The sequence below is a fragment of the Roseburia sp. 1XD42-69 genome (assembly GCF_003612565.1).
Lineage (GTDB): Bacteria > Bacillota > Clostridia > Lachnospirales > Lachnospiraceae > Roseburia_B.
Genome location: NZ_RAZG01000087.1, coordinates 1 through 10,141 on the forward strand (window position 1 = coordinate 1; position 10,141 = coordinate 10,141).

Genomic DNA, 10,141 nt, shown 5'->3' on the forward strand with positions numbered 1-10,141 from the left:
TGCCCTTATGAGAACATTGAAATATCTTGTCCGACAAAAGGAGCACTATTTATAATAGTTGTAAAGTGGTGAGAAATTTAATAACTGTTATATTTTGTTATTAAATTCTCCGCAAACCATTGAAAACACTGGATTTGTCGCAGGTGAGCTTTCCCTTATTGTTTCCCTTGTGTTATATCGTCCCACCAGTGTTTACGAACTCTGATAAGGGAAAATACAAGGGCAAAAAAATTATATAAAACAGTATAACACAAAATAAAAGTGACATGGTGAACTGATTGAAATGCTTCTGATTTTTGTAGCAAATAATTGATTGAACGATAAGGAGATAAGATACGATGAGAACAATATTTGCAGAATATAATCCCGGACGAAACAGCATTGATGTTTATACCAGTGCAGACTATATGCTTCGCATTGACTGCTGGGAAGCAGAAAAGAATTTGAGAACCACACCCGGATCAGATTGTGCATTAAACACACTTGCCATTGATGAACCACTAGAATATGCGAGACTGTATCTTGATGGGAATTTACAGATGTGGGTAGATGCAGAAGATTCCTTGACATTATAGTAATGTTCAAAAAAAGCTCTCTGTGCAATGCACAGGAGCTTTTTATATGTAGACCTCTATTTATTTGTGCTGTCTGCATCAATTACAGACTGAATCTGCTTCATAAGGGCATCATAGTTGTCCTTGTTATCAATTCCGCCGAGCATTGGTTCGCCTACAATATTGCCATTTCTGTCAACAAGTATAGTTGTTGGAAAGGCCATGATTTCTGAGGCATATTTACCGGCAGCACTAGAGGAGTCAATTGACAGATTACGATATTTGACACCCTGGCTTTCAAGAACAGAGGCAGCCTCTTTGATAGCTGTTTTATTGCCATCGAAGGTCTCAGTGTTGATGCCAACAACTTCTCCGCCCATTGATTTGATAGCATCATTTAATTCGTTAAGCTTGGATAATTCAGCGACACATGGTTTGCAGCCGGTAAACCAGAAATTGACGACTGTTACTGCATTACCGGAAAACAGGCTGTCATCAACCTTATTGCCATCAAAATCCTCACCGGAAAAATCACTGAATACAGATGAGGCTTTAGAGCTGTCCTTCTTGTTATCGTCTGATGATGTATTTTTGTTTTCAAGCTCTGCTATCTGTTCCTCAATTTTTCGTATGGTTTCAATATCCTCATTAAGTGTTTTAAGCTCATCGTCTGTGAATGAATTCTTGTTTGATTCTACGGTACCGGCAAGATAATCAGCATAATTTCCGTTTGGATCGGCGTCACTTTTGTTCATCATGCCAAATGCCTTGTTCCACACATCAGCGTGATCTGCAAAAAGCTGATTTTCCTGCTGATATAAATCATCAAGCCTGGAATCTGATTTGCCGGATGCTTCTGAGCCGGCTTCAGTCTGAGTGTTCTTAGAATCTGTTGTGGAAGCTTGCTTTACGCCACATGCTGTAAGTGATAATGCTATGCAGAGTGTAAAAATAGAAATAAATGATAATTTGTTTTTCATGAGTAATTTCTCCTTTAAAATAATAGTAAAATGTTTAATAGCTATCTGTTGTCATTTTTTTGACATGATTTTCCCATAAACCGGTAGCAGATGGCGTCCTTCGGACAGGCCTTTATGCAGGCACCGCAGCGTATGCACTCGGGGTGATCCGGTGTCTTACACACATCCACATCCATCTTACATGCCTTTGAGCATTGACCGCATCCGACACATTTGCTGCTATCAACGGTGATTTTGAGCAGGCTGACCTTATTAAATAATGAGTAGATTGCTCCAAGCGGACAAATCCATTTACAGAAGGGCCTGTAAAATAAGATACTTAGTACAATCACTGCAATTAAAATCATACACTTGAAAGAAAAAAGCTTTCCCAGCGCAGAACGGATAGCAGCATTTCCAATAGATAACGGTATAGCACCCTCTAAAACACCCTGAGGACAGATATATTTGCAGAAGAACGGGTCTCCCATTCCTATAGAGTTCGTTACAAGCATCGGAAGAAGTATAACGAAAACAATAAGAATGACATATTTTAGGTACCTAAGAGGCTTTAGTTTGGCTGTGGATAATTTCTTTCCGGGGATTTTATGAAGTAAATCCTGAAACCATCCAAATGGGCACAAAAAACCACATATAAATCTGCCGAGAGTTACACCGAGTAAAATAAAAAATCCGGTTATGTAGTATGAAAACTTAAATTTTGATGATCCGACAACTGCCTGAAATGCCCCTATTGGACAGGCTCCTGTCGCGGCAGGGCAGGAGTAGCAGTTTAATCCGGGTACGCATACTGTTTTTGCATTGCCCTGATATATTTTACCCTTAAATAAATTTGGAATATGAATATTGGTCAGCAGCGTTGCTGCGGCCTGTATCCAGCCACGTATTTTTGCCAGTTTTCTTGATAGTAATTTCTTTTCCTTATCCAATTCCGACACACTCCAGACATAGTTTTATTGCTTTACCAAGCACTGTAGCCGCCTCACCTCTGACTGCACCATAGCTTATCATAGATACACCAAGGATAAGCAGAATGATTTGACATGTTTTTTGGTATTTCAACATAATGTTGCTCCTTTTTGTTGTATTGTTGACCAGCTGACTTTGGTATTATACAATATAGGTTGTAAAATTATTGTTAAGAAGCAGGAGAACATTTTGAGATTATTAATTGTTGAGGATGAGAAACAAATATGTGATATGGTTGCAAAGAGTCTGTATGCTGCCGGTTATGAGGTGGATACCTGTTATGATGGGAAAGAGGCTCTTGAATGTATACTGTCGGAGAATTATGATCTGATAGTTTTGGATTTGAATCTGCCGGGGATGGATGGCATGGAGCTTCTTAAGGAGCTTAGAAAATACAATGATGAAACTAAGGTTTTGATATTATCTGCAAGAGGTCAGATTGCTGATAAGGTAGAGGGACTGGATGCAGGAGCAAATGATTACATGGAAAAACCATTCCATCTGCAGGAGCTTGAGGCACGTATCAGAAGCCTGACAAGAAGGAAATTTGTACAGAATGATATATGTCTTAAATGCGGAGAAATAAAGTTTGATACGATTAAACGCGAGGCATATGCAAAGGAAGAGCCGGTTCCACTGACAAGAAAAGAGAATGGTATTTTGGAATATTTACTTATCAATATAGGCAGACCGGTGAGTCAGGAGGAGCTGATAGAGCATGTGTGGGATGCCACGACAGACAGCTTTAGCGGAGCAATCAGGGTACATATGTCTTCACTTAGAAAAAAGCTTAAGGCGAAGCTGGGATATGATCCCATTCAGAACAAGGTAGGTGAAGGCTATAAAATACGGGATGAGTCTGACAGATGAAAAGAATGTCGCTACAGTGGAGACTTACGTGCATTACTACATTGTGTATTGCTATTATATGTGGCTGCCTGACTATGTTTGTCTATAAAAATGGTGTGAATTACATCGATTCTCTGCAGGATGCGGTAGAGTCACAGGGGGATGAAAAAGGAAACAAATCAGATGAAATATATATCAGCATACCGGACGATAAGTGGGATGAGTTTGCGGATGAATTTTCGGTTCAGGTGTACAATAATAAGGCCGACTATAAAAGAAACAGTCTGATAATCACGGTTTTGCTGGCGCTTTTGGGAGGTGTCGTCACTTATTTTATAAGCGGGCATGCACTCAGACCAATCAGGGAGTTTTCAGATAAAATTGAAGAGGTACAGGCTCAGAATCTGTCTGATTCAAGAATAGAGGAAAACAATGTTAAGGAACTGAACCAGCTGGGTATTTCTTATAATAAGATGCTTGAGCGTCTGTCGGAAGCATTTGAGATACAGAGACAGTTTACTGCAAATGCAGCACATGAGCTGCGTACTCCATTAGCGTTAATGCAGGTACAGCTTGATTTATATAATTCTGCCTCTCACCCGGGAAATGATGCAGACACTTTGCAGACCATAAAAATGGTTACGGAACAAAATGATAAATTAAACAGGATGGTAAAGACTCTTCTTGACATGAGTGAGCTTCAGACGGTGGGAAGGGATGATAAAATTATATTGGATGCTATTGTTGAAGAGGTTTTGGCAGACCTTGAGCCTCTTGCCGTGGAAAAGAATATAAAGCTGATTGGAAAATGTGAGGATGCCACTATGATAGGCAGTGATATCCTTATTTACAGGCTTGTATACAATCTGGTTGAGAATGCCATCAAATATAATCATCCGCTCGGACAGGTTACAGTAACCGCATATCAGAGAAACAAGCATGTTTATCTGTCTGTAGAAGATACGGGAAGCGGAATACCAAAGGAGCTTAGGGAGAGAGTGTTCGAGCCATTCTTCCGTGTGGATAAATCCAGAAGCCGGGAGCTGGGTGGCGTAGGGCTAGGTCTTGCTTTTGTCCGTGAAATCGTTAGAGTACATGATGGCAGTATTTGTATCAAATCAGGCAAGACTGGGGGAACGATTTTCGAGGTGACTTTTGCACAGCATTCAATGTAGCGTTCCATTTTACACATTTGTCAACGCTATTAAAACAGATTTGCTAAATGAGAAAAATAGAATAGTCTCAAAAACGCTGAGAATAATTTCTTCTCAGCGTTTCCGACAACTATTTTCTTTCCTTTGACACCTTCTCACTTATTCTCTGATAGATTTCCTTTGTCTCTGCGTCATTTTCCCCATTTACAACTAATATTTTTCCATCTATGTTCACGACAACATATGAATGGCAGGAGGCATGAGTGTAGCGGATATAATCTCCGAAGATATCGTTTTTGAAGTTTCCCATAGCATACTTCAGGTTTCCAAAACCATTAGTTCTGTAATCATTATCGTTCTGCAATACATTTTCTTCATAAGAAATGCTGTCAATTTGCGAATACTCCCCTGTATAATCATTCCATCCTTTTGCTTCAATGTTAAAATCACGATCATTACAACGAATCTGAATGCTTCCCCAAAACAAAGTCCATATAGTAAACACAATAGCGGAAATTGCGATGATCAGATATATCACACTTTTTTTTGTATTATACTGAATTTTTAAGCCTTCTCCGGTTGTCAGCTTTTTCTTATAAAAAAGGTAGGAGTAGAGAATGCTAATGATTGCAGCTGCCATAATGCTTATAATATACACAACCAGTGCAGCCATGCTTTCCCCAAAAAGTCCACAAAGCATACATAAAATACCTGATGCCATCCATAATTTGCCGCTGAATCTATGTGTTGCATTCCAGTTTTCTTCATCCATTAAAGACCATACAACTCTTATTCCTATGGTATTATTCTGTTTCGCTTTTGGCAAATAATTTCCAATAACCATAAACAGCAGTCCAGTTCCATAGTAAATTACTGCCATAAACAGATTTTCCATATCTGCACCCATATTGACCAGTCTTGCAATACCATTATAGAGTAATGTTATAATTGGTATAATCCACATCGTCATTCCTATAATCTTGCGGCTCTGCTGTCTGTTCCGGTTATCATAAAATATTATTGCCACCAGCGCACAATCCGTCACTACAAAAAACACATTTGCCCACATGCTCTGTGTACTAGTGAATCCTACTAAAACCCCGATGAGCATTACCAGAACAGAACAAATTAATGAACCTCTATATTTTTTTATCATTTCCTTCATCGTCCGATACTCCTTTCAAATCTATAATCCACAACATGACATCTTCCAATACGGAAGTGTTTAATTCATAATAAATAAATTTTCCCTCTCTTTTATTTCGGATTAAATCAGCCTCCTTCAATATTGCCAGATGTCTGGATATAGAAGCTCCCGTTACTGAAAAATGTTCACATATCTCTCCAGCAGAAAGCCGTCCATTCTTCAATAAATTTAAAATCTCACGTCGTATTGGATCTGCCAGTGCTTTTAATGTATCTTGTATACCCAAGAATTCATCACGCTCCTCGTTTAACATTTAGCCTAATTGTTAAATGTATTATAATGCAAGATATGTTATCTGTCAACGACTAAATTTTTCTAAAAGAACGTGCTTTGTTCATTAAGGGCAGAGAGGCTTTTTGTCCCTCTGCCCTTAATAACAGATATCTCTTATAGCACTCATCTAACATATCGAAAGACTCTTAAAAATCTAATTCTCCATATCAACAGTATCCTCTTTCTTCCATCCAGTCTTTCACATAGCATCTGATTCCAATATAAACCACATGCACCAGTAATAATAGTGTAATGAGATTTATAGAAATAACAGATTTTATCCAATCTCCAAAATAAATTGCAATGGCTGTGCTTGTAATAACTTCCACAATGCTGATGATATCCCAACAATATTTCCGGTAGATTTTTCCTACCTGATAACCAATCCCAACTATCAGTAATCCGGTTATTATGAATAAAATCCCCATAACAATAGCTACGATCAGCCAGTACATAAGCCCGGAAAGGATACGGTTAGGTATTCCGCTGCTTAACTGTCCGAAAGAATCTGCCCCTATGACAAACTCCCGAAACAAGCTTCCCATTCCTTTTCCTAGCGCACCGAAAAAGATGTTACAGTCGTTAAGGAAAACTGGCGAAAGAATAGCAGTAAACAGTGTTGTAGTTATGCTGTACCATGCCAGCAGGAACAGGATACTTTCATAACCAATCGTCATTTTTTTATATTTCTTTTCCAACTGCCTTTTACGGTTATCGCATTTTTCTTTTGCTTTCTGGTAAGCAGTACGGTCACATTTTTCGCATTTCTCAAAAATTACAAGGGCAATACCAAAGAAGCGGATATTGCCAAGACATTGGGGTTTGAATCGAATGATGAATATAACGAGATCATGTTTCTCAGGGAGATCACCCATACTGTCAACGCATTCAATGACATGGCAGATATTGTAAGGCTCTATTCCAAGAAACCGGAAACAGCAGAACAACGGCTTGCAAATCTTTTATCCGAAGTTATGTATGAGGATTCTGAAACGGTATAGTAAGGCAACCGGAGTTGTGATATACTTACACGCAAGAAGCATTTCAACAGTTCCGATTGTCTGATATCGAAAGGAGACATATGATTATGGCAAAAGGATCTGTTAGAAAGAAAGGAAAGAAATGGTACTACCGCTTCTATGTAGAGGACGCAAGCGGCAAAATGGTTCAGAAAGAATATGCCGGAACCGAAAGCAAAAGTGAGACGGAAAAACTTCTCCGCAAGGCACTGGAAGATTATGAAGATAATAAATTTGTTGCAAAAGCAGATAACCTTACCGTAGGTGAACTTTTGGACATGTGGGCAGAAGAAGAACTAAAAACCGGGACACTCAGCAATGGTACAGTGGAAAATTATCTTGGTGCAATCCGCTGTATCAAAAAGCACCCGATTGCAGAACGCAAACTGAAAACAGTTACCGCCGAACATTTACAGGCATTTCTCGACCTGCTTACATTCGGTGGCGAGTTTCCAGACGGGAAAGTGAGAAAAGGATACAGCAAAGATTATATCCACTCTTTTTCCGCAGTGTTACAGCAGTCATTCCGTTTTGCAGTATTTCCAAAACAGTTAATCAGTTTCAATCCGATGCAGTATATTAAGCTGAAAAGGCAGGCAGAGGAAGTTGATCTCTTTTCCGATGATGAAGTCGAAGAAGGCACACAGCCGATCTCACACGAAGATTATGAACGGCTTATCAAGTACCTGGAAAAGAAAAATCCACCTGCGATCCTTCCAATCCAGATTGCATACTATGCAGGACTTCGTATCGGGGAAACCTGTGGTCTTACATGGCAGGACATCAACCTTGAAGAACAATGCCTGACCATAAAACGCAGTATCCGTTACGACGGTGCAAAGCATAAAAATGTGATTGGAACAACCAAGCGAAAAAAAGTAAGGATTGTTGATTTTGGAGATACGCTGACTGAAATATTGAAAACAGCCAGACGGGAACAACTGAAAAGCCGGATGCAGTACGGAGAACTTTACCACCGCAACTACTACAAAGAAGTTCATGTAAAAAACAGGGTGTATTATGAATACTATCACCTTGACGGAACGCAGGAAGTCCCAGCAGATTATAAAGAAATATCCTTTGTCTGCCTCAGACCGGATGGCAGTCTGGAACTGCCGAGTACACTCGGCATTGTATGTAGGTCAGTGTCAAAGAAGCTGGAAAGATTTGAAGATTTTCACTTTCACCAGTTACGGCACACCTACACCAGCAACCTGCTCTCAAACGGGGCAGCTCCAAAAGATGTACAGGAACTGTTAGGACATTCAGATGTCAGTACCACAATGAACATTTACGCTCACTCAACAAGAAAAGCAAAGCGGGATTCCGCAAGACTTCTTGATAAAGTAGCGAGCAACGCTTAATAAAAAATCCCCTTATTTCCCTTGCGGATTCCTCACAAGGGCAAAAATAAGGGAAAATACATATCATTTCACTATCTAATTGGCTGAAAAGCCTGTAAAATAAGGAAAGTTCAGGAAATCTCTCCACAAATTCCGATTTGTCGGGGAGCAAATAGAGCGAAAATCAATGTTTAGGAGGGTATTGTAAATATGAAAAAGTTCTTTAAAAATAAATACTTTTCAGTTTTTATAATATTAAGTTTTCTAATTTATGTAATGTCCAACGGAGAATGGTGTGTTCCGATTTTTGCGTGGATTTATCCAATTTTGTTTTTGTGTATGGTTTATCTCAATCATACACGTAAAGTATATCTTATAATTAGTTCTATATATGCCATTGGATTTGTTGTCCAGTTTGGGAGAGCTATTGGAATGGACATAAAGATATGTATAATGGTATCAATTTTGTTATCTTTTCTGAAAGTTTTACCGTATATCTACTGGTCAAAATCAAAAATGAGATTTCAGGACACTATTATTTTTGCAAGTATAATGGTATCAATAGAGTATATCATCTATCTGATATATCCTATATTGGGAGGGCTGTCTGACGCTTATACACAATACCAAAATCTATATCTACTACAAATGGTAACGGTAACAGGAATTTATGGAATCACTTTTTTAATATATTGGACAGCGTCAATGGTTATATGGATTTGGAACAATAAAAGTAAAAAGGAATATATCAGAAAATATATCATCGTATATGGTTCTGTAATTGGATTAGTGTTTGTTTATGGAATTGTTATGTTTCATTTTGTAGGAAATTCAGATAAAAGTGTTAGGATTGCTGGTGTAACTGTTCCGATTTCACATCTGCTAAATGATGATAAAGATATATATTCTACATTTTATACCAATACATTTACTGATGAAAATATTACAAACGCAAGGAATAAACTATCATTAGTAGCTGATGAACTTTTCCTAAAAACAGAATTGGAAGCACAAGCAGGGGCAAAGATTGTTTTTTGGTCGGAACTGAATGGAGCGGTTTTAAAACAAGATGAAGATATACTGCTACAACGAGCCTCGGATATGGCAAAACAGGAAGAAATTTATTTGATTGTTTCGTTACTGGTGAAAACGCCTTATGTGGACTTAAAGGAAAATAAAACGGTAGCATTTAATCCACAAGGAGAACTTATTTCAGAATATTTTAAGTATGGACGTTCAATCGGAGAACTGTGCCAAAAAGGAGATGGAATATTAAAAAGTTTTGATACAGAGTACGGGAGAATTGCTCCATTTATATGTTCTGATATGGCATTTTTGTCGAAAATACAGCAGGCAGGTAAAGATAATGTAGATATACTGATTGTTCCGGCTTCGGATTGGAAAGAAATGACATTATTAGCTTCAAAGGTGGCGATTGTGCGAGGGGTTGAAAATGGAAGTAATATAATCAGACATACAAATAAGGGAATGTCGATTGTTTCAGATTTTAAAAGCAATGTGCTGGCACAGACCGATTACTTTCAGTCTGATACAAAGACATTATCTGCACAGGTTATCACGAAAGGGCGATTTACTCTTTATTCGTATATTGGAAATCTATTTGTATATCTGTGTAATTTATATTTGTTAGGGAGTTTCATACTTCCAAAAATTAAACGACTAATTAAGAAGTAAATTCTTTAGGTTACAATCGATGATGGGGTAAACGAAAAAGCAGTTTTGACATTGCAGGGAACTGCCCCTTCGTTTACACCATTTTCGATTTGGCCTAA

Annotated in this window: 11 protein-coding genes and 1 pseudogene; 6 read left to right on the top strand and 6 right to left on the bottom strand. The window is 38.3% G+C overall.

What is annotated here, in order from left to right; translation table 11 throughout:
- Positions 1 to 338: 338 nt before the first annotated feature.
- Positions 339 to 575 carry a DUF6061 family protein gene (locus D7Y06_RS21825; protein ID WP_074731292.1) on the top strand — a complete coding sequence of 79 codons (237 nt, stop codon included), beginning with the start codon at positions 339 to 341 and terminating at the stop codon, positions 573 to 575.
- 56 nt (positions 576 to 631) lie between these two features.
- On the opposite strand, the gene D7Y06_RS21830 is transcribed toward D7Y06_RS21825, so the two are convergent.
- Genes D7Y06_RS21830 through D7Y06_RS27400 form a run of 3 tightly spaced genes read right to left on the bottom strand, consistent with a single transcriptional unit; the run spans position 632 to position 2,599 of the window.
- The gene (locus D7Y06_RS21830) at positions 632 to 1,534 is read right to left on the bottom strand and encodes a TlpA disulfide reductase family protein (RefSeq protein WP_120409704.1); all 903 of its coding nucleotides are present in this window, start codon (positions 1,532 to 1,534) and stop codon (positions 632 to 634) included.
- Between the two features lie 41 nt (positions 1,535 to 1,575).
- Entirely contained in the window at positions 1,576 to 2,463 is an 888-nt protein-coding gene (locus tag D7Y06_RS21835; protein WP_009263529.1) for a 4Fe-4S binding protein, read from the bottom strand.
- Entirely contained in the window at positions 2,456 to 2,599 is a 144-nt protein-coding gene (locus D7Y06_RS27400) for a CD1871A family CXXC motif-containing protein (protein WP_009263530.1), read from the bottom strand. The genes D7Y06_RS21835 and D7Y06_RS27400 overlap by 8 nt, the downstream gene beginning before the upstream one ends.
- 93 nt (positions 2,600 to 2,692) lie before the next feature.
- Here D7Y06_RS27400 and D7Y06_RS21845 point away from each other — a divergent pair, with 93 nt between their 5' ends.
- Together D7Y06_RS21845 and D7Y06_RS21850 are read left to right on the top strand one after the other, a co-directional pair.
- On the top strand, positions 2,693 to 3,373 hold the full coding sequence (locus tag D7Y06_RS21845; RefSeq protein ID WP_199714820.1) for a response regulator transcription factor: 681 nt from the start codon (positions 2,693 to 2,695) through the stop codon (positions 3,371 to 3,373).
- Positions 3,370 to 4,527, top strand: coding sequence for a sensor histidine kinase (locus D7Y06_RS21850; RefSeq protein ID WP_120409705.1), 1,158 nt, complete (start codon positions 3,370 to 3,372; stop codon positions 4,525 to 4,527). Before D7Y06_RS21845 ends, D7Y06_RS21850 begins: the two co-directional genes overlap by 4 nt.
- Positions 4,528 to 4,636: 109 nt before the next feature.
- Here the strand turns inward: D7Y06_RS21850 and D7Y06_RS21855 are convergent, their stop codons facing one another.
- The 3 genes from D7Y06_RS21855 to D7Y06_RS21865 form a co-directional block, all read right to left on the bottom strand.
- Positions 4,637 to 5,671, bottom strand: coding sequence for an SdpI family protein (locus D7Y06_RS21855; protein ID WP_120409706.1), 1,035 nt, complete (start codon positions 5,669 to 5,671; stop codon positions 4,637 to 4,639).
- Positions 5,646 to 5,939, bottom strand: coding sequence for an autorepressor SdpR family transcription factor (locus D7Y06_RS21860; RefSeq protein ID WP_054754373.1), 294 nt, complete (start codon positions 5,937 to 5,939; stop codon positions 5,646 to 5,648). The genes D7Y06_RS21855 and D7Y06_RS21860 overlap by 26 nt, the downstream gene beginning before the upstream one ends.
- Positions 5,940 to 6,153: 214 nt before the next feature.
- A complete protein-coding gene (locus D7Y06_RS21865; protein ID WP_330566568.1) occupies positions 6,154 to 6,861 on the bottom strand; it encodes a DUF6040 family protein in 708 nt (235 codons plus the stop codon).
- Here D7Y06_RS21865 and D7Y06_RS21870 point away from each other — a divergent pair.
- The 3 genes and pseudogenes from D7Y06_RS21870 to D7Y06_RS21885 form a co-directional block, all read left to right on the top strand.
- Positions 6,757 to 6,987: pseudogene (locus D7Y06_RS21870) on the top strand (helix-turn-helix domain-containing protein); the annotation flags it as partial. The gene D7Y06_RS21865 and the pseudogene D7Y06_RS21870 overlap by 105 nt on opposite strands.
- Before the next feature lie 86 nt (positions 6,988 to 7,073).
- Positions 7,074 to 8,369, top strand: coding sequence for a tyrosine-type recombinase/integrase (locus D7Y06_RS21875; RefSeq protein WP_120409707.1), 1,296 nt, complete (start codon positions 7,074 to 7,076; stop codon positions 8,367 to 8,369).
- Between the two features lie 189 nt (positions 8,370 to 8,558).
- Positions 8,559 to 10,043, top strand: a complete 1,485-nt coding sequence (locus D7Y06_RS21885; protein ID WP_120409709.1) for a nitrilase-related carbon-nitrogen hydrolase — start codon at positions 8,559 to 8,561, stop codon at positions 10,041 to 10,043.
- Positions 10,044 to 10,141 lie beyond the last annotated feature (98 nt).

Coding starts and splice junctions, on each gene's coding strand:
- D7Y06_RS21830 (WP_120409704.1), bottom strand. CDS start 1,534: ATGAAAAACAAATTATCATTTATTTCTATTTTTACACTCTGCATAGCA.
- D7Y06_RS21885 (WP_120409709.1), top strand. CDS start 8,559: ATGAAAAAGTTCTTTAAAAATAAATACTTTTCAGTTTTTATAATATTA.
- D7Y06_RS21825 (WP_074731292.1), top strand. CDS start 339: ATGAGAACAATATTTGCAGAATATAATCCCGGACGAAACAGCATTGAT.
- D7Y06_RS21875 (WP_120409707.1), top strand. CDS start 7,074: ATGGCAAAAGGATCTGTTAGAAAGAAAGGAAAGAAATGGTACTACCGC.
- D7Y06_RS21855 (WP_120409706.1), bottom strand. CDS start 5,671: ATGAAGGAAATGATAAAAAAATATAGAGGTTCATTAATTTGTTCTGTT.
- D7Y06_RS21850 (WP_120409705.1), top strand. CDS start 3,370: ATGAAAAGAATGTCGCTACAGTGGAGACTTACGTGCATTACTACATTG.
- D7Y06_RS27400 (WP_009263530.1), bottom strand. CDS start 2,599: ATGTTGAAATACCAAAAAACATGTCAAATCATTCTGCTTATCCTTGGT.
- D7Y06_RS21865 (WP_330566568.1), bottom strand. CDS start 6,861: ATGGGTGATCTCCCTGAGAAACATGATCTCGTTATATTCATCATTCGA.